The sequence below is a fragment of the Sphingobacteruim zhuxiongii genome, assembly GCF_009557615.1.
Classification (GTDB): Bacteria; Bacteroidota; Bacteroidia; order Sphingobacteriales; family Sphingobacteriaceae; genus Sphingobacterium; species Sphingobacterium zhuxiongii.
This window is the reverse complement of the sequence record NZ_CP045652.1, coordinates 4,123,195-4,143,419: the sequence shown is the minus strand read 5'-3', so window position 1 is coordinate 4,143,419 and position 20,225 is coordinate 4,123,195. Positions and strand designations below refer to the sequence as shown.

General features: G+C 38.5%; 13 protein-coding genes. 10 read left to right on the top strand and 3 right to left on the bottom strand.

The genetic code is table 11. The features are described from left to right. Positions 1–3 precede the first annotated feature (3 nt). The 4 genes from GFH32_RS17425 (at position 4) to GFH32_RS17410 (ending at position 5,527) form a co-directional block, all read left to right on the top strand. Positions 4–1,719 (top strand): RagB/SusD family nutrient uptake outer membrane protein, encoded by a 1,716-nt coding sequence (locus tag GFH32_RS17425; RefSeq protein ID WP_202111238.1) that lies wholly within the window; start codon positions 4–6, stop codon positions 1,717–1,719. A gap of 141 nt (positions 1,720–1,860) precedes the next feature. Next, on the top strand, positions 1,861–3,114 hold the full coding sequence (locus tag GFH32_RS17420) for a M20 metallopeptidase family protein (protein WP_202111237.1): 1,254 nt from the start codon (positions 1,861–1,863) through the stop codon (positions 3,112–3,114). Positions 3,115–3,123: 9 nt separating this feature from the next. Beyond that, positions 3,124–4,017, top strand: coding sequence for a Gfo/Idh/MocA family protein (locus GFH32_RS17415; RefSeq protein ID WP_153512815.1), 894 nt, complete (start codon positions 3,124–3,126; stop codon positions 4,015–4,017). A gap of 10 nt (positions 4,018–4,027) precedes the next feature. Beyond that, complete coding sequence (locus GFH32_RS17410; RefSeq protein WP_153512814.1) at positions 4,028–5,527, top strand: PQQ-dependent sugar dehydrogenase; 1,500 nt, start codon at positions 4,028–4,030, stop codon at positions 5,525–5,527. 96 nt (positions 5,528–5,623) lie between these two features. Here GFH32_RS17410 and prfB read toward each other — a convergent pair. Then, positions 5,624–6,707 (bottom strand): peptide chain release factor 2 gene (prfB, locus tag GFH32_RS17405; protein WP_153512813.1). Its coding sequence is split into 2 segments (ribosomal slippage): positions 5,624–6,646 and positions 6,648–6,707, totalling 1,083 coding nucleotides; the frame shifts between segments, so codons are not numbered across the junction. A 71-nt stretch (positions 6,708–6,778) separates the two neighbouring features. Between prfB and pgi the strand changes: the two genes are divergently transcribed. The 5 genes from pgi to GFH32_RS17380 all read left to right on the top strand — a co-directional run bounded on the left by pgi (position 6,779) and on the right by GFH32_RS17380 (position 15,198). Next, a complete protein-coding gene (gene pgi, locus GFH32_RS17400) occupies positions 6,779–8,425 on the top strand; it encodes a glucose-6-phosphate isomerase (protein ID WP_153512812.1) in 1,647 nt (548 codons plus the stop codon). A gap of 283 nt (positions 8,426–8,708) precedes the next feature. Continuing rightward, positions 8,709–9,278, top strand: a complete 570-nt coding sequence (locus tag GFH32_RS17395; RefSeq protein WP_153512811.1) for an RNA polymerase sigma-70 factor — start codon at positions 8,709–8,711, stop codon at positions 9,276–9,278. 68 nt (positions 9,279–9,346) lie between these two features. Continuing rightward, entirely contained in the window at positions 9,347–10,297 is a 951-nt protein-coding gene (locus GFH32_RS17390; RefSeq protein ID WP_153512810.1) for a FecR family protein, read from the top strand. Next, positions 10,297–13,653 carry a SusC/RagA family TonB-linked outer membrane protein gene (locus GFH32_RS17385; protein ID WP_153512809.1) on the top strand — a complete coding sequence of 1,119 codons (3,357 nt, stop codon included), beginning with the start codon at positions 10,297–10,299 and terminating at the stop codon, positions 13,651–13,653. The genes GFH32_RS17390 and GFH32_RS17385 overlap by 1 nt, the downstream gene beginning before the upstream one ends. 21 nt (positions 13,654–13,674) lie before the next feature. Continuing rightward, entirely contained in the window at positions 13,675–15,198 is a 1,524-nt protein-coding gene (locus tag GFH32_RS17380; protein ID WP_153512808.1) for a SusD/RagB family nutrient-binding outer membrane lipoprotein, read from the top strand. Between the two features lie 82 nt (positions 15,199–15,280). Here the strand turns inward: GFH32_RS17380 and GFH32_RS17375 are convergent, their stop codons facing one another. Together GFH32_RS17375 and GFH32_RS17370 are read right to left on the bottom strand one after the other, a co-directional pair. After that, complete coding sequence (locus GFH32_RS17375; protein ID WP_228384165.1) at positions 15,281–17,425, bottom strand: carboxy terminal-processing peptidase; 2,145 nt, start codon at positions 17,423–17,425, stop codon at positions 15,281–15,283. 213 nt (positions 17,426–17,638) lie between these two features. Further along, positions 17,639–18,733, bottom strand: coding sequence for a tetratricopeptide repeat protein (locus GFH32_RS17370; protein ID WP_160366847.1), 1,095 nt, complete (start codon positions 18,731–18,733; stop codon positions 17,639–17,641). Positions 18,734–18,928: 195 nt separating this feature from the next. Here GFH32_RS17370 and GFH32_RS17365 point away from each other — a divergent pair, with 195 nt between their 5' ends. Then, complete coding sequence (locus tag GFH32_RS17365) at positions 18,929–20,209, top strand: replication-associated recombination protein A (protein WP_153512806.1); 1,281 nt, start codon at positions 18,929–18,931, stop codon at positions 20,207–20,209. The last annotated feature ends 16 nt before the right edge of the window (positions 20,210–20,225 follow it).

Below are 20,225 nucleotides of genomic sequence, written 5' to 3'. Positions count from 1 at the left end.
AACATGAAATTACTTAAATATATAGTATTGGTATCTGCTGGCGTATTGGCGCTGAGCGCGTGTAAGAGAGGAGACTATTTGGATCGATATCCATTAGACGCTATCTCAGAACCGGTATTCTTCAAGACACCTAATGACTTAAAACTCTACGTTAATCAATATTATGAACGCGGGAATTTTAATGTCAGAACTCAAGCAGGTGGAGACTTGGGAACAGACGTTTATCTAACTCAAAACAGTATTGATGAACGATTAGAAGGGATAAGAACAATTAACAGTGCTCCGGCATTGAACTACAGTAATATTCGAAGCATCAATTACTTTTTCCAACAGTATAAAAATGTGGAAGGGGAATTTGATACTTATAAACAATATGTTGGAGAGGCGCATTTCTTTAAAGCGTTCTTCTATTTCAATTTATTAAAGAGCATTGGCGATGTACAATGGCTAGATAAAGTGTTGAATACGGATTCTCCCGAGCTTTTTGAAAAGAGAACTCCTAGGAATATAGTAGCAGATAATATTATTACGCATTTAGACTCTGCAGTTATGTATCTGAGCGAGTCGAAGCTAGATGAAGGGACGCGTATAAATAAGTGGGTAGCTTTACTATTGCAGTCAAGAGTAGCCTTATTTGAGGGGACTTGGCAGAAATATCATAATGGAACTGCATTTGGAGTACAGAATGCTAATCCAAACAAATATTTCCAGAAAGCAATTGCAGCCGCGGAGCAGGTGATGGCTTCCGGACAATATGCTATTTATACCACTGGAAAACCGCAAGTTGACTATGTGAATTTATTTGGAATGCGAGAATATGCAACCAACACGGAGGTGATGTTTTGGACAAAGATGAATATTGCTTTGGGAATTCATAGCCACAATAAGTTGAGTGCTTTGGAAGTTCCAGGAGGATTCGGACTTACGAAAGAGTTTGCGGATTCGTATTTATGTACAGACGGCTTGCCGATTTCTACTAGTCCACTTTTTAAAGGATATACTAATATCAGTACGGAAACCGAAAATAGAGACCCTCGTATGATGCAAACTATTTTCAATCCGAGCTTGGATTGGCAAATTGATGCTTCTGGGAACGCTAAGAAATGGCAAGATGTATATGTGAGAATGTTTTCAGGTAACACCTTCTCTTCACCTACTGGATATGTTAGACGAAAAGACTATAATCCAATTATGTCTTATCATCATCTTAATTTTGAAGAAACGCCAACAGCGCAATATCGATTCGCAGAGATCCTACTTAATTATATTGAGGCAAAAGCCGAGCTTGGATCAGTTACGCAATCCGATATTGATAAAACGATTAATAAAATTCGTAATCGATCAGGTATTCCGAACTTGAATCTATCGAGTATCCCTGTGGATCCAAAATGGGAGTTTCCTGCACTTTCACCATTAATTAATGAGATTAGAAGAGAGCGAAAAGTTGAAATGGTATTTGAGAATTTGCGCTGGGACGATATTGCACGTTGGGCAGCAGCAGATGAGTTGATCGTAGGTAAACGTCCGTTAGGGACTAAAGCTTCGCAATTTGTCAACACGCCAAGTTTTCCTGTGGATAATAATGGTTTCTTAGATCCATTTAAGACCCGTCTGCCGGGAGGTTATGGATTTAAAATTGACCGTGATTACCTTAACCCAATCCCAATGAGCGAGATTACTTTAAATCCGCAATTGGTGCAAAATCCAGGTTGGAAATAAGAAAAGATAGTATGAGACCCCATCTGGGGTCTCTTTTAAATAATGATTTCGGCTTTTAATTAATAGATGATGTTTAGAATATTGATCGTCCTATTGTGCTGTTGTTTTTTTAGTCGACAGGCACAGGGCCAACAAAAGCATGTGAAGGAAATTAACCACCTTATTGAACAGAGCTATCCTCAATTAGTAACTATTTATCAAGAACTACATGCCAATCCTGAACTATCACTGCAAGAGGCAAACACCTCTAAATTGTTGGTTGCAGAACTTGGTAAGTTAGGAATTCAAGTAACCGAAAATGTTGGGGGATTTGGAATCGTTGGTGTTCTGGCAAATGGGGATGGTCCAACGGTTATGATTCGGACAGATATGGACGCACTTCCAATCTTGGAGGAAACGGGATTGCCCTTCGCGAGTACGAAAGTAGTCAAAGATCCGTCCGGTAAGGAAACTCCAGTTATGCATGCTTGCGGGCATGATTTTCACATGACTACCTGGTTAGGTCTTGCAAAGATATTTATGCAGATGAAATCAAAATGGAAGGGTACGCTAGTATTCGTTGGGCAACCAGCGGAAGAAATAGGTGCTGGTGCAAGGGCAATGATTGCTGACGGTTTGTTTACCAAATTTCCTAAACCGGATTATGCATTGGCAATACATGTAAATCCAAATTTAAAAGCCGGCACTGTTGGTTATTGTCCCGGTTTTGCATTGTCAAATGTCGATAATGTCGCTATTGTGGTCAGAGGAAAGGGGGGACATGGTGCAAGTCCGCATACAGGTATCGATCCTATTGTCATCGCATCAAAGATTGTACTTTCATTACAGACAATTGTGAGTCGTGAGCTTTCACCAGTTAACTCACCATCGGTAATTACCGTCGGTGCGATTCATGGCGGAACCCTTGGGAATATTATTCCAAATGAAGTCGAAATGAAGCTTACCGTACGTTCTTTTGGTAAGGAGAATAGACAGTTTCTCCTCGATCGTATAAAAAATACAGCTCGGGGAATTGCCATTGCTAGTAACGTTAAAGAAGCAGATTTGCCAATTGTAAAGGTTAATGAACAATACACACCTTCAGTTTATAATAATCCTGCATTGACGAATTTGCTCTCGCAACAATTGGAAAAGGTGTTGGGAGCTGAAAATATCATACACCTTACTCCAGAAATGGTAGGTGAAGATTTTAGTAATTACACAGCGTTAGAGCCAACGCTTCCTACGTTGATCTACTCTGTTGGAACGTCCAACGAAAGGGCAACCGCAGACGGGAAAGTTATGAATTATCCAGTGCACAACGGTAAGTTTCAACCAGTTTTAGATCCGAGCCTAAAAACGGCAATCTTGAGCATGGCATATTCAGTATTTGTTCTGTTAGATAATAAAAATTGATTGTTTGACATGGATAAAAAGAGAATTGGCGTTATCGGATTGGACGCTTTACACGCGGTAGAGTTAACTAAATCAATTTCCAGTGGAAGAATAAAGGACAGCGCGCTGTTTTCCGTTGTCGCCGCATTTCCAAAAGGGAGCAAGACGCTTGAATATAGGATTAAGAATGTGCCGAAGTATACACAGCAAATGCGTGATATGGGGGTTGAAATTGTCGACTCCATAGAACATTTGTTGAAAATGGTGGACTACATTATTTTAACAAGTAATGATGGTCACGTGCATTTGGAGCAAGCCTTGGAAGTAATGAAAGCAGGTAAGCCTATGTTTATTGATAAGCCCCTCGCTGGAAATTGGGACGACGCCGTAGCGATTGTTAAAGCTGCTGAGAAATATAATGTTCCGGTATTTTCATCTTCGAGTCTCCGCTTTAATGATAGCATTCTCGCTCTAAAAGAACATGACTTGGGGGACATTTTAGGCGCACATACCTTTAGCCCGGCCTCATTAGAGCCAAACTTACCTGAATTACTGTGGTATGGGGTTCATGGAATAGAAATGCTGTTTGCCATCATGGGCGCGGATTGCAAAGCGGTGAAGCGAATTTCAACTCCCGATTTTGATTATTTGATTGGTTTTTGGAACGATGGTCGGATTGGTACCTTTCGAGGTTTTAGAAATGGAGCCTCTGGTTTTGGGGGATTCGTTTTAGGCAGTAAGAACAATCTCGAAATCGGGAAATTTGGGGGTTATGACAATTTAGCGGCAGCTATTCTTCAATTCTTTAAAACGGGTATTGCTCCAGTTTCACTGCAAGAGACACTGAAGATTATTGCATTCACAATTGCTGCTGATCGCAGTAAGCAAACTAACGGAGAGTTGATTAGTCTGCAAAATATTTAAGTATCAAAATATGAAAAGAAATAAAGCACGGTTGATACTACCTTTCTTTGTATCAATTGTTTATCTATTATGCCATTCCTGTCAGGGCGAACGTTTTAATCAGGAAATTGAGGAAAATTTGCAATTGGACTCTACGGTACTAGGCGTCAGTGTTGTTGCCGATAGTTTGGTCGTGCCATGGGAATTAGTATGGGGACCTGATAATTGGATTTGGGTTAGCGAAGAGCGCGGTTATATCACTAAAGTAAATCCAAAAACAGGAGAGAAGAGAATTGTTTTGAAACTCCCGATAGGGGCAAGGCCAGAAGGGGCGCAGTCTATGCTTGTTCATCCTGATCAAGATAAGTTTCCTTACGTTTATATTCATTACAAACAAATAAAAGCAGACTCCTTACGATACAATATTCTTGAACGATATACCGTACAGGGAGATACGCTGATTAACCCAAAAGTATTATTATCCTTTGTCTCCGGAAAGGGGCACTCTGGTTCGCGGTTAGCATTCCATGGTAAAGACTGTATTCTTTGGGCAACGGGTGATCAAGCACACTACGAGGCGCCACAGGATTTAAGTAATCCTAATGGTAAAGTCTTACGCCTGGATTTGGAGGGTAAAATTCCTTCGGATAACCCAATGCCAAATTCCTATGTATATGCTTACGGTTTTAGAAATATGCAAGGAATGGTAGTTACCCCTGATCAACGGATTTATACATCCGAACATGGGGATGCTACTGAAGATGAAATCAACCTAATTCGTGCCGGTAAAAACTATGGATTCCCCGTAATTGAAGGAAAGTCAGATAATGATGTCGAAATAGCGTTTCAAAAAGCAAATGGAACGATTGATCCTTTGATCTCTTGGACTCCCACAATTGCTCCTGCCGGTTTGGACTACTATGACGCTCCGAATATTCCAGAATGGAAAAACAGCTTACTATTAACAATGTTGAAAGGACAAGGCTTAAGAGTGTTGAAATTAAATCCTCAGGGGGATAAGATCGTTAAAGAAGAACTCTTCTTAGAAAAGCTATACGGTCGGATTCGTGATATCTGTGTCTCTCCTGAAGGAGATATTTATATCTGTACATCGAATCATGATTGGAACCCAATGACTAGTCCTGCCGAGCGAGATGATAGGATACTGCGGATTAGTAAGGTTGATAAGGCAACGAAAACACCATTAAAAGCCAATGATCTCAACCCGAAAGTAGAGGGGAAAGCTGGAGAAATATTGTATCAAAAATTCTGTTTTTCATGTCACAAAGACAAAGGTGTTGGATTGGAAAATATTTATCCTGCCTTAAAGAATTCAGCGATTGTCGCGGATAATGAGAGACTCATGCATACGGTATTAAATGGTGCTAAGAATGAAGAATATGCTATGCCCTCTTTTGGATTTTTATCAGATAAAGAGCTCTTTGAAATTGTCAATTACTTGAGGACGACCATCAATGATAGTCAGGATTCTATAACTATAGATGAGATTGCAAAGGCGAGAAAGAAATAGCGGTATTTTAGAGCGGCCTTAAAGTTAATAAAGGTTAATGAAAGAATTCTTCTTCATTAACCTTTATATGTTTTCACTAGATAAAAGCGATTCAGACTATCCGCCAAATTCCATTAGATAGGCTTTTAAGAATTCATCGAGATCTCCATCTAATACAGCTTGTGTATTCGATGTTTCATAGCTGGTTCTTAAGTCTTTGATCAATTTATAAGGATGCAATACATAGTTGCGTATTTGCGAACCCCATTCAATTTTCTTTTTAGATCCTTCAATTGCTGCGGTTGCTTCTTGACGCTTACGCATTTCAATCTCATAGAGTTGAGATTTTAACAAACGAAGTGCATTTTCTTTATTCTGTAACTGTGATCTAGATTCCTGGTTTTTAATAATAATTCCAGTAGGCTTATGATGCAAGCGTACAGCGGTTTCCACTTTATTGACATTCTGCCCTCCAGCGCCACCTGAACGAAAAGTATCCCATTCAATTTCTGAGTCACGTATTTCGATCTCGATATTGTCGTCTACCAAAGGATAAACATATACCGATGCGAAAGATGTATGACGCTTTGCATTCGAATCAAATGGAGATATTCTTACCAATCGATGCACGCCATTTTCACCCTTTAGATAACCGTAAGAAAAATTGCCTGAAAATTGAAGTGTAACGGATTTGATTCCAGCAACATCACCTTCTTGATAATCTTGCTCAGTTACCTTACATCCATGCTTTTCTCCCCACATAATATACATACGCATAAGCATCGCTGCCCAGTCGCATGATTCTGTTCCTCCGGCTCCCGCGGTAATTTGAAGAATGGCATCAAGCTGATCTTCTTCAGCACTGAGCATGTTTTTAAACTCTAATTCCTCAATATTATTAAGTGCAACTTGGTATTGATGCTCTAATTCTTTTTCTGTACCGTCACCAGCCTGAAAGAATTCATACAATATACCCGTATCGTCAATAGCACTTTCGACAGCATCGTATTGATCTGTCCAAACTTTATTGTTCTTAATACCGTGTAATACCTTTTCTGCAGCCTTAGGCTCATCCCAGAAATTGGGTTGTAAGGTGATTTGTGTTTCGCGTTCTATCTCCGCTTTCTTGGCATCGATGTCAAAGATGCCTCCTCAGGGAAGTTAACCTATCCCTCAAGTCTTGAATTTGTTCCTTGGTCATAGGAACAAAGATAATATAAATTTGAGGATACCTTTCTGCTATTCCTTATATTTGAACAAAACAAGAATTTTATGCTACCAAGAATAGATTTTACCAGTACGCAAGCATTCAGCTATTTAGCCGATCATTATATCAGTATCAACGAGAAAAACTTGAGTGAACTTTTTCAGGAGGATCCTGAGCGTTTTGAAAAGTTTTCCCTATACCTAAATGACATCCTATTCGATTATTCGAAAAATCGCATAAACGAACAAACTATTGCTCTTTTAGTGCAATTAGCAAAGGAATGTAAATTAGATCAAGCAATCAAAGCTATGTTTGATGGCGAGAAGATCAATGAAACGGAAGGTAGAGAGGTATTACATACAGCCCTGAGAAATCGTTCTCAACAACCTGTTTTAGTCGATGGAGAGGATGTAATGCCACTTGTGCGTGAAGTGTTGACTAGAATGAAATCATTTTCCGAACGCGTTATCACTGGAGCGTGGAAGGGCTATACAGGCAAGGAAATTACTGACGTCGTTAATATTGGTATTGGCGGATCCGATTTAGGTCCTGTCATGGTTACTGAAGGCTTAAAATCGTATAAAACTCGGTTGAATGTACATTTTGTTTCTAACGTAGATGGAACCCATATTGCAGAAACGATTAGTAATCTTAATCCGGAAACGACGTTGTTTTTGATTGCTTCTAAAACATTTACTACGCAAGAAACGATGGCGAATGCGAATACTGCAAAAGAATGGTTTCTAAAGTCTGGAGCAACAGAAGGCGATGTAGCGAAACATTTCGCGGCATTAAGTACGAATGAGAAAGGGGTGTCGGCCTTCGGAATTGACACCGCCAATATGTTCGGGTTTTGGGATTGGGTTGGAGGTCGCTATTCGCTTTGGTCTGCAATAGGTTTGTCGATTTGCTTATCGGTCGGTTATGATAATTTTGAAGCATTATTGGCTGGCGCATATGAGGCGGATGAACACTTCAAAAACACAGCTTTTGAAGAGAATATTCCTGTAATAATGGCTCTTTTGGGGATTTGGTATAATAATTTCTTTGAAGCAGAGAGTCATGCAATTCTTCCCTATGATCAATATTTACATCGTTTTGCAGCATATTTTCAACAAGGAGATATGGAAAGTAACGGGAAATACATCGATAGAAATGGAAATCGTGTAGACTATCAAACCGGACCTGTTATCTGGGGAGAGCCAGGAACGAACGGTCAACATGCGTTCTACCAGCTAATACATCAAGGAACAAAGTTAATCCCTTGTGATTTTATTGCACCGGCAATTTCGCACAATCCAATTGGAAACCATCATCAACTTCTACTTTCGAATTTCTTTGCTCAAACAGAAGCATTAATGAATGGTAAATCGGAAGACGTAGTGGTTGCGGAACTCGAAAAAGCTGGAAAGTCAGAAGATGAAATCGATCGTCTGAAACCTTTCAAAGTGTTTGAAGGCAATAGACCAACGAACTCATTCTTGATAAAAGAGATTACCCCTCGTTCTTTGGGAAGCTTAATAGCCTTGTATGAACACAAGATATTTGTCCAAGGAATTATTTGGAATATATTCAGTTTTGATCAATGGGGAGTTGAGTTAGGGAAACAGCTTGCAAATCAAATCCTTCCTGAGCTTAAAGGAACAGAACATATTGAAAGCCACGATTCTTCAACGAATGGTTTGATTAATCAGTATAAGAGCTGGAGGTAGTATTGTTTTGAGATACGTTTTCTAACATATCAACTCCAAGAATATAAAAAATCCCCCCTAATTCAACTGTAATTAGAGGGGATTTTTTATAGAAAGACATTTTTTATTAAGTGGTTGGCAAATTAGTTAACAATTATTTAATCCTAACCTTTTATGGCATGATTATATTTGCGGCAAGGCCTGTTGCTTAATATTTTCAATGAATATTTAGTTTTTTTTCATCGCGAATACTATATTTAACTTGTTGAAAAGAATTCGATAGGGGAACTTGTAGCAAAATTTTATGGTTAATTTAATCGATAAACTGCGATCGAAAGATGAGCTGATTTTTCGTGATTTCTTTTATCAACACAAAGATGCGTTATACAAATATGCCGCCTTACATCTACGAGATAGCGATTTGGCAGCTGATATTGTACAAGACGTTTTTACAAAGTTTTGGAATCGAATTGAATTTCTCGACGTCAACCAAAATGTAAATGCCTATTTGTTTACAATCGCTAGGCATGCAGTGTTCGAGGAGCTTAGAAAAAAGATTCAATTTAAGAATTATTCGGACTACACTGCTTATAGCATCCAATTTGGAACAAATAATTGTGAGGAAAAGCTTCATCTAAAAGAGCTTGAGAGCTTATATCATGAAGCAATCAGCAAATTGCCAGAACAAAGACAAAAGATATTTCGATTTAGTAAATTACAGCATATGAGCAATGATGAAATTGCTGATATGTTACAAATTTCTAAAAATACTGTACGAGATCAATTGGTGAAAGGTAATCGATTCGTAAAATCCTATATCCTTGAACGTTCTACTTTGTTGGGCTTGGCTATCCTATTTAATATTATTTCTTAAAAATATTTTTTACTTACGTCGTCTTTCTCAAGTAGCAGTTAGTATATATTAATAAAGAAGGTTAATATATGCGAAAAGAACGCTTCGAATATTTATACGAAAAGTATCTTAAAGGGGACTGTACATCTGAAGAATTTGATGAGATTAAGGCTTACTTTGCTTCACTTGAAGGTAGGGAAGCAATACTTAAAACTCCAGATGAATTGAATGAATTCATCGTCGGAGACATCAAATTGGATGAAAAGCGATCTGAGTCCATCTTTCTTTCTATTATTAATAGCGATAATAAAAATGTAGTTTCTTTTTGGAAGCGAGAATGGCTTCTCATAGTTTCGGCAGCGTCTGTTTTATTGCTAAGTCTATCATGGCTATATTATTACAAACAAAATCAATTCGAACCTATTAGATATTCAAATAATACTGACGCGATAAAAACTTTAAAATTAAGCGATCAAAGTTTGATTTATCTACAACCTGGGGCTACCCTTACACAGTTAAGTCCATTTAATAAAGCCGATTCAATCCGTAAGATAGCGCTTGTTGGTGAAGGTTTTTTTGCTGTGGCGAAAAACCCTAAACAACCATTCGTACTTGTTGCGAATGATAAAATGACCGTTCGCGTTCTTGGAACACGTTTTAATGCCAATTTCTCAAACGAAAATTGCGCTGTCGTGTTAACCGACGGCTCCATATTGGTTGACGCAGCAAAAGAAAAATACTTACTAAAACCAGAAGATAAAATTAACCTTGACCTCCAAACGAATGTGATCAGTCTTCAGAAGGTAGATACCCTCCTTTATAATTCCTGGATTGAAGGAAATCTATATTTCAAAGACGTGGATGTTGATCGTGTTATTGATAAACTTCAACAGGCTTATCCGACGACTAAATTTCACAAATCAATAAAGAGTAAACAATTAAAATTCACAGGTTATCTACCACGCTACGACTTGCATCGCGCGGTGGATATACTAGAGAAAACATTCGAAAACCACAACTTATCAATTATCGAGAACTAATGAGAAAACATGCGTTATCTCTCATGCTGGCAATCGCCTTGTGTGAGATCGTGCCTTCGAGTAGTAGTGCGTCCACTAATGTACTCAAGGTAAACCAAAACACGGACATCGTTGGGCTACTAGTGCGTATTGAAAAGCAATTTGATGTACATTTTAACTATGAGTCGGCACTGAAGCTTTTAAAAATCAAAGATGGTTACAGTCTTAAAAACCTACGAAAGGGGGACATTGAAAGCTTTGTTCAAGAGGTTACACTTCAACAAATCAAGGTTGAAAAAATTGGAGACGATAGCTACATAATTCGAAGAGCATTATCGTTCGTACCACCGACTAAAGGAGTCGATCGCGTAGAAAAAGCTGAATTTTCTAAGCAACAGAATTTAAAAGGAAAAGTCATCGACTCAAGCACTAAGGAGCCGATTTCTGGAGCAACTGTAACTATTGAAGCGTCTTCTGTTTCCACCGTAACTGACGAAAGCGGTTTTTTTGAATTTGAGAACACATCAGGGACTGTTTTACTAAAAATAACAAGTATTGGCTATAAGACTTTGGAGGTATCTGCAAAAAATGATCAGCTTATTAGCTTAACTAAAGTAGATACAGAAATAGAAGAAGTGGTCGTGACTGCTCTCGGAATCAAGCGAGAAAAGAAGGCACTAGGATATGCAGTGCAGGATATTAAAGGAGATCAATTACAAAAAGTGAAAGGCGTTGATCTAGGAACTACATTAACCGGAAGGATATCAGGCCTTCGTGTTTCCAATAGCACGGAGTTCAATGCAACACCAACACTCTCTCTGAGGGGTAAAACTCCAATTTTAGTAGTCGATGGCGTACTTTATGAAAACATGACATTACGCGATATTCCAGTTGATAACATAGAAAACGTGACAGTGCTAAAAGGATCAACAGCTGCTGCATTATACGGTGTAGAGGGTGCTAACGGTACGATAATGGTAACGACTAAGAAAGGACTTCAGGAGAAAGGCGTGGAGATTAATGTTAATTCAAATAACATGTTTTTCGCAGGCTATTTAGCGCTTCCCGAGGTTCAATCATCGTATTCCGCCGGATATGGAGGAAAATATAACACAGATGATGAAGTTTGGGGCGATAAGCTAGATATAGGTCGAGTTTACCCCCAGTGGAATCCAATTACCAAGCAGATGGAGGATAGTGAATTGAGATCCCTCGGCAAGAATAATTTTGAGAACTTCTTAGAACATGGAGTTATTTCAAATAACTTCATCAGCTTCACCAATCAAGGTGAAAACGGTAGCATTCGTACATCTATTAACCATATTTATAATAAAGGGCAGTATCCAAATACAAAGCTCAATATGACGAATATATCGGTTTCCGGTGAAACGAAAATTTCGGATAAAGTTAGCTTAGAAAGTCGCTTTGGCTATAATAGACGCTTCGCTCCGAACGATTTCGGTGCTGGTTACGGCAACCAGGGATACATTTATAATATTTTGGTATGGACTGGTCCGGAATACGATTTGACACAGTATAAAGATTACTGGATTACTAAAGACCAGCAACAAAACTGGCATTACAAGGCCTGGTATGATAACCCTTATTTGTCTGCTCATGAGAAACTTAGTTCAGAATTAATTAACAAATTAAATGCTGCGATTACCTTGAATTATAAAATGACTGGATGGTCGAAGATAATGCTTCGTAGTGGGTATGACTACTATGGAAACACTAGGCAGCAAACAAATCCTATGGGTATCTATGGAACGCGTGGGGGATTTGCTGGGTATGATAATAAAGGAAAGTATTGGTCTAATAAGCAAGACGGATTCGGAACTACGAATGACTTAATAGTTACAGCGAATGGTTCATTTGGCGATTTTACGATTGATGGGCTTGCAGGTGCATCTATATTTTATCGAAGAGATAATGGGATAACTGCTTCGACTGTCAATGGTATTTATATTCCAGGTTTTTATTCATTAAAGAATTCAATTGGCCCGGTTGCAACTTCTGAGTCAAAAACGAAAGAAATGAGAAATGGACTTTATGGTCGATTGTCAGTTTCTTGGAGAAATATCGTGTTTTTAGAAGGGACAGGGCGAAATGACTGGACTTCAACTCTTCCAGCGGAAACTCGTTCTTTCTTTTATCCATCAGTGTCAGGAAGTGTACTCGTATCCGAACTATTTTCAAACAAACCATCTTGGATGGATTTGCTGAAAGTTCGTGGTTCTTGGGCAATTACAAAGTTTGCGCCTAATCCGTATGAAGTTAATCAAGTGTTTTCAGTTACGAATAATGTATGGGACGGGCTGTCAACGGGTTCATACCCGAATTCTATCAAAGATTATTCGATCAAACCTTCACAAGAAGATCTTAGAGAACTTGGTTTAGAGTGGTCACTGCTGAATAATAGACTTACCGGTAACTATACCTATTATTCGCGCTGGGAACATAACAGAAGCGTGAATGCAACGATTTCTGGAACTACAGGCTTTAATTCTCGACTAATCAATATTGGAGAGGAATATATGACTAAAGGGCATGAAATCACTTTGGGTGGTATTCCTATAAAGAACTCAGATTTTCAATGGGAAGTATCAGGAAATTTGTCTCAGAATCTAAAATATTACCATAAACTAGATCCTGATTATTCGGCGGATGAACTGTACGTGAAAGTAGGGGAAAGGACTGATCACTACGTTACACGTGACTGGGAAAGAGCCACTGACGGTCAGGTCGTTCACAATGCTTCGGGGATGCCAATAAGTGCGGTACATGCAGCAAGATTATTTGGCTATTCAGCGCCAAAGTGGATTTGGGGGATTACGAATCAATTCCAATATAAAGATTTTGCATTTTCCTTCAGTGTAGACGGTCGAGTTGGTGGACTTTCATATTCAAGTATGAATGTAAGATTATGGCAAACGGGTGCTCATCCAGATTCAGATACGGAAGCACGTTATGAAGAGGTGGTGAATGGGAATAAGATATTCATAGGAGAAGGCGTAAAGATCGTTTCAGGGTCTGTTAGTTACGATAAGTATGGGCAGATAATAAATGATGATCGAGTTTTTGCTAAGAACGATCAAATTGTTTCTTATGAAAACTACTGGAAAAGGGCCTATTCTGGTACACGCAATATTTGGGATGAGACTTTTATCAAGCTGAGGGAGGTTTCGTTAAATTATTCCGTGCCAGTTGAAATTGCTTCCAAATTGAGCGCCAAGAAGGCAAGTGTTGGAATTACTGGGCAGAACTTGTTCCTATGGACAAAGAAATATCGTTTTTCAGATCCAGATGCCGGTTCTGAAGACCTGAACTCACCATCAGTACGTTATCTAGGGTTCAATTTAAACCTAAGTTTTTAAGTGTTAATTTTTACATGCAAAATGAAAAAGCTATTTAAATACATATTTATAGGATTGATTGGAATTTGTTCATCTTGTTCGAAGTTTGAGGAAATTAATAGTAATCCTGAGGCTACCGACAAAGTGACGTCGGCAATGCTTGCGACGAGAATCATAATCAACTTGGCAAATCAACCTTCTCAAAAGTCCTTCATGCATCCTTATTTGTTAAATAAGAATATTGTTTGGACGGAGTTTGTTGAGAGCTATCAATATAATGGATTTGGAGCCGGTTCTCTCGGTTTTACATCCCTGAACGATGCGCACTTTATGGTTGATTTTGCCAGTTCCGAGAAATTGGCGCGTTCGTACGAAGGATTAATGTATTTCGCTCGAGCCGTCAAGTTTTTTGAAGCGACAATGGATTTGGGCGATATTCCATATCAAGAGGCGTTAAAAGGGGAATCTGATAAAGTTTATTTTCCGAAATTTGATGAGCAGAAGGATGTTTTTATCGGTATTTTGAATGAATTGGATAAAGCAGATAAAGCTTTTTCTGAAGGAGAGAAGTTTACCGGGGATCCTTTGTATGCTGGAAATACCGAGAAATGGAGAAAGTTGGTTAATAGCTATGCTTTAAATGTTCTTATCCAGTTGAGCAAGAAGGAATCCGTTAATGAATTGGATATTAAAAATCGCTTCGCTCAGATTCTAAATAATAGACCAATATTCACTTCGAATGCCGACAATTTTCAACTTATTCGCTCAGATAAAAGTGGCCAAACATATCCATTTTATAAGGTCGGAAACAATTTCACTATTTATCCAATTGTTTCAAGCGAGATTATTGAAAGACTTAAATCTTTAAAAGATAGACGTCTATTTTATTACGCAAACCCGTCAGCAAAACGATTGAAAGATGGAAAACAAGTTTCTGATTTCGATGCTTATGTTGGAATTGATCCTTCATTGCCGTATGACAATGTTTTAGCGATAAAAAACAGCACTGACTATTCGAAACTAAACGACCGATATTTAGAAATTCCGGAAGGTGAACCTACTCAACAGTTATCGTATGCTCAACTATGTTTTATAATCTCGGAAGCCGCAAGTCGGGGATGGGTTAGTACGGAAGCTAAAGAGTGGTACAAAAAGGGCATTGAGTCATCTATGAAATTTATTTATAGCAACACGCCAAATACTGTACAGTATCACCATGGAATGCCTTTAGACGATAGTTACATATCGACATTTGTTACAGACTTGGCAGCTAATTTTCCAACGAACTTGGAAGCTAGAGTTGAAGCAATAATTACTCAGAAATATTTAGCGAGTTATTTACAATCTGAATATGCAACTTACTACGACTATCGTCGTACAGGATATCCAAAATGGAAAATTAATCCAGCAAGTAGTTTAAATTCTGAAGCCCCAAATAAAATTCCTGTTCGATGGAAATATCCCGATTCAGAATATAGTTTTAACAGCAAGAATCTTCAAGAGGCTCTTGATAGACAATTCAATGGTGTTGATGAAATAAATCAGTTGATATGGATTCTGAAATAGCAGCTCCTAAATCAAAAAAACTCTTTCATTCAAAACAAGAAAAGCGAGCTTATTAGCTCGCCTTTCTTGTTTTAAGTATCTCTTACTTCGTTTTTAATCGAATATAATCCGTTAAAACATTTGCACTCTCTTCTAGAACAAAGTCATAATCGAATTTCGGTTGAGGTTGACCTTCTTTCCATAATGGAAGCTTCAAGAACCCCAATTGTTTGTTAATTCTATCACGGTTCTTAAGACGGTTCTTCTCACGTTCTGATTTCAACTTTGCCTCGTTTAAGCTTACGGAAGGAATAGAATCTACTTTGTTGAATTCTTCGATATCTTCCAACAAGAACGTATAAGCAGGCGATTTTTCCATACGTTTCTTGTGAATATCATTCAATTTTGAATTGATAGACGCAAGATCTGTAATTTTCGCAAATGTAGATGGTTTAATTTGATCCCATGGTAGTGCCGAAGGTTCGGAGCTTTCTCCGAATTTCTCTGCAGAATATTGTGTAGGGAACGTTACATCTGGAGCAACACCTTTATGTTGCGTACTACTACCCGTCACTCGGTAGAACTTACCCATCGTGATATTGATCTGTCCGAATTCTGGAGCACCATTAGGTGTGTCAGCGTCTTTTTCGCCCGAAGCTTTAATTAATAGTTTGTTTGTTGCACTGATAAATCTAGACATATCTACTGCGTTTTGAACAGTACCTTTTCCATAGGAAGTCGAGCCTAAGATAATTCCGCGACCATAATCTTGAATAGCGCCTGCAAAAATTTCAGATGCTGATGCAGAGAAGCGGTTGACAATTACCCCGAATGGACCATCCCAGGAAACTCCGGATTCTTGGTCGCTGTCCACTTGCACACGATTTCGAGTGTCGCGAACTTGCACGACAGGACCTTTATCAATGAACAATCCAGTTAATTCAATTGCTTCTTGTAAAGAACCACCACCATTATTGCGTAAATCCATTAATACAGCATCCACGCCATCTTTTTTCAAGCTGTCTAATAGTAATCGAACGTCACGTGTCGTGCTCTTATAATTTTGATCGCCACGACGAACAGCGTCGAAGTCGATATAGAACTTAGGAAGGTTGATAATACCTACGCGGTAATTTTTGCCATCCTCACCTTTGATTGTTTTGATTTCACGTTTCGCCGACTCTTCTTCCAAGACAATTTTTTCGCGAGTCAACTTTACAATTTTAGGTGTTGTAGACATGTCTGCTCCAGCAGGTAGCACCTTTAAGCGGACAACGGTTCCTTTCTTCCCTTTGATTTTGGCGACTGCAGCATCTAAGCGCCATCCAATAATATCTTCAAACTCAGCGTCTCCTTGTGCAACACCCACAATGCGATCGTTAATTTGCAAGGTCTTATCTTTAAATGCAGGTCCTCCAGCAATAATCATTTTGATGGTGACCATTTCGTTCTCCATCTGTAGCTGCGCGCCGATACCTTCCAAAGTGTTCGACATACTTTCATTGAAAGCTTGTGCAAACGATGGATTATAGTAATTCGTATGTGGATCTACTGCGGCCGTAAAGGAAGTCATTATAAGCTGAAAAGCATCATTCGCATTCGCTTTGGATGCCTGAGAGATTAAATTTTTGTAGCGGCTTTTTAATGTCTCTTTGTTTTTCGCTAAATCAAATTTCGCCGAGTCACTTGCAGTCAATTTAAGATTTAATAGATCATATTTTACACGTTTTCTCCATTGGTCTTTTAGCTCAGCATCGGACTTGAACCACGGTAATTTCTCGCGAAAGCTATTGTAGGTTTCATCCTTAGTGAAATCATGGTTTGAATCGATTTGATCTAAAGCGTAATTCAAACATTGTAAATAACGATCTGAGTATTTGTTAAACATATAGAAAGCGCTTGATAAATCGCCTTCCTTAAAGTCTGCTCCAAAATTATTTTTGAACTGTTGAAAATCATCGATATCAGACTGTAATAAATAGTTGCGTCCTTGATCAAGTCCTTCTACTAGATTATTAAATATAATATTGGAAATTGAATCGTTCATTGGAACACGCTTATAGCTGAAGTTTTCCAACAAGTTTGCAACTTCCTTCACGATTACCCCGTGCTGAGTTGTTGGTTTTAATTGTAAGCCTTCCTGTTCAAGATCAACACGCGGTTTTGCACCACATGCAACAATCGAAATTAGGGAAAGACCTAGGATTAGATTTCTTAACATATAGATGGTTTTCTTAATACTGTTCATTTTTTTAATTAGAGACACCTCGTTTAACACGTTGCTCGAATCGTTTTATCGACGATTGTAGCCGCTAAATTTAGTTAAAATTTAAATCAATGTAGGAGGCATCAACGTAAAATTATCATTTCAATAATCAAATATTGACCCATAATGAGTGATCTTAACACTTTTTAAGATAATGAGTTGATTTTGATGACAGAAAAGTGTTTTAAACTGATATTAGAATAGCTCTTTTCTCAATTTCCAATATTCCGATAGGTGTGCTTCTGCAGACTCGTAATTCCCCATAATCATATCGATTTCCCCAAGCTTATCATGGATAGCTAATTGTAGGGCCTTATTGTTCTCTCCATCAGCCAATGTTTTAGCTTTTTCCAATTCTAATTTTGCAACACGATAATTTTGCTGCATGAATTTGGAATAGCCTAACATATATTCAATTTCTGGTAAATCCATTTTGAAGTTCTTTGAATTCGCCAGATCTCTTGCTTGAATTAAGAACCATTGTGCTTCGGTGTGCTTATTTTGAAGTTGATAAATCTTTGCTAGCTGAATCCAAGCTTTGGTTTTTCCGCTAAAATCCTTGGTCTTGTTGTAAATCGGAATGGCGCGACGTATAATACTGTTTTCTGCTGCTTTGTATTCTTTTTGATGAGCACGAATTAATCCAGCTTGAACGAGTGAATTAGCCTGATCGGTAATACGCTTGCTGTCGATAGCCTTTTGTAGATATTGTTCTTGTAAAGCGTCAGCGTCGGAAAAACTTCGTTGATAGAGGTGAGCATTGGCTAGGTTAAATTGCACAATACTAGCATCCGCTTTAAATTCAGTGTTTTGAATAAGTCCTAGCGCTTCAGCTAGTAAAGCAATTGACTTTTTAATATCGTTTTGTTTCGTAGCCTCCAGCGCGTATACATTAAGTAAACCTGCTGCTAAACGCGTATTATTATTTCTCTTTAAAGAATTGATCAGATCCATCCATTTTTCAGCACTATTGGGAAATGGTTGAAATTGTTGAATTAAATAACTCGAATTCGAGGTCTGTTGAAATTCTTCGATTAGGTTTTGGTAATCTAATTGTCGAGCAATTGAATCATAAAAGCTGTTTTTCTCCTTATAAGAGTCGACAAGAACTTCTTCTTTAGTTCTCGGAGCCGGTAAGTTATAGACTTCGGGCCCAATGCCTTTGAAGTTTGGATTGTATTTTGTAACAAAACCCGCAGGGTCCAATACTTCACTGCCACTCTGGGCTTTTACTCCCTTTAACGAAATAATCAGCACTATGGCCAATAACACACGCACTTTGTTGAACATCCTCGAAATTGCTTTTTCCAAAATTATCAATTCTATTGAGATTTCATAATTTGAACTGTTAATTAATGTTATAAAGCAACAGTAACGAACGACAATTTAGGATAAGGTAAAACATTCGCCACATTTTGATCTATATATGTTATACATGAAGCGAAGCATTGCCGTTACGAGCAAAAATCAATAGTTTTGTTAATTATGACAACGAGGATTCCTTTAGCTGAACGAATGCGCCCTAAATCGCTAGAAGATTATGTGGGGCAAAAACATATCGTCGGGGATGGTGCCGTCCTTAAAAATGCAATAGATCAAAAAGGTATTCCTTCTATTATTCTTTGGGGCCCACCAGGCGTTGGCAAAACAACCCTCGCATTGCTTATTGCGAAGGCGCTAGAAAGGCCTTTTTACAGCTTAAGTGCCATTCAGTCGGGTGTGAAAGAGGTTCGCGAAGTCATCGAAAAAGCAGAGCAACTTAGGCAATTCAATCAGGAACAACCAATTCTTTTCATTGATGAGATCCATAGGTTTTCCAAATCACAACAGGATTCTCTGCTTGGAGCAGTGGAACGCGGTACAGTAACCCTAATTGGTGCAACGACTGAAAATCCATCTTTTGAAGTGATATCGGCATTGCTTTCTAGATGTCAAGTTTACGTCTTGGAGGAGTTAGCGAAAGAAGACTTAATCCATATTGTGGATAAAGCATTAAGCGAAGATGAATACTTAAACCAAGAGAAAATTGAGGTTAAGGAGTACGATGCACTATTACAGTTGTCCGGGGGAGACGCCCGTAAATTATTAAATATATTGGAATTGGTAAGTCAAGCTGCGGTGCATCAAAAGCTTCCAATTGCAAACGATTTTGTTGCAAAACATGTTCAGCAGAATAGAATTCGATACGATAAATCCGGTGAACAGCATTATGATGTCATTTCTGCTTTTATTAAATCGATTCGAGGTTCTGACCCAAATGCTGCAGTGTATTGGCTTGCAAGGATGATCGAAGGAGGCGAGGATCCCAAATTCATTGCTAGGCGTTTATTAATTCTAGCATCCGAAGACATAGGGAATGCAAACCCCAATGCGCTATTACTTGCGAACAACTGTTTTCAAGCGGTAAACGTGATAGGTTGGCCCGAATCAAGGATAATTCTTTCTCAAACGGTAACTTATCTGGCGAGTTCAGTGAAGAGTAACGCAGCTTATGAAGCGATTAATAAGGCGCAAGCAATCGTTAGGCAGACGAGTAATCTTTCGGTACCTTTACATCTCAGGAATGCTCCTACCAAGCTGATGAAAGCGCTGGATTATGGCGGCGATTATAAATATTCTCATGCTTTTCCCGGAAATTTTGTCTTGCAGGAGTATATGCCAGATCAGTTGAAAGGTTTAAAGCTTTATGAACCGGGAAGTAATGCCGCTGAAGATAAACTTCGAGCGTCCTTAAAGGAACGCTGGAAGGATAAATATGGATATTAAATTAAAGAAATTGCTT

Bases quoted from the DNA above. Each gene is read 5' to 3' on its own strand.
- GFH32_RS17425 (WP_202111238.1), top strand. From the start codon at position 4: ATGAAATTACTTAAATATATAGTATTGGTATCTGCTGGCGTATTGGCG.
- GFH32_RS17415 (WP_153512815.1), top strand. From the start codon at position 3,124: ATGGATAAAAAGAGAATTGGCGTTATCGGATTGGACGCTTTACACGCG.
- GFH32_RS17410 (WP_153512814.1), top strand. From the start codon at position 4,028: ATGAAAAGAAATAAAGCACGGTTGATACTACCTTTCTTTGTATCAATT.
- pgi (WP_153512812.1), top strand. From the start codon at position 6,779: ATGCTACCAAGAATAGATTTTACCAGTACGCAAGCATTCAGCTATTTA.
- GFH32_RS17395 (WP_153512811.1), top strand. From the start codon at position 8,709: ATGGTTAATTTAATCGATAAACTGCGATCGAAAGATGAGCTGATTTTT.
- GFH32_RS17390 (WP_153512810.1), top strand. From the start codon at position 9,347: ATGCGAAAAGAACGCTTCGAATATTTATACGAAAAGTATCTTAAAGGG.
- GFH32_RS17385 (WP_153512809.1), top strand. From the start codon at position 10,297: ATGAGAAAACATGCGTTATCTCTCATGCTGGCAATCGCCTTGTGTGAG.
- GFH32_RS17380 (WP_153512808.1), top strand. From the start codon at position 13,675: ATGAAAAAGCTATTTAAATACATATTTATAGGATTGATTGGAATTTGT.
- GFH32_RS17375 (WP_228384165.1), bottom strand. From the start codon at position 17,425: ATGAACAGTATTAAGAAAACCATCTATATGTTAAGAAATCTAATCCTA.
- GFH32_RS17370 (WP_160366847.1), bottom strand. From the start codon at position 18,733: ATGTTCAACAAAGTGCGTGTGTTATTGGCCATAGTGCTGATTATTTCG.
- GFH32_RS17365 (WP_153512806.1), top strand. From the start codon at position 18,929: ATGACAACGAGGATTCCTTTAGCTGAACGAATGCGCCCTAAATCGCTA.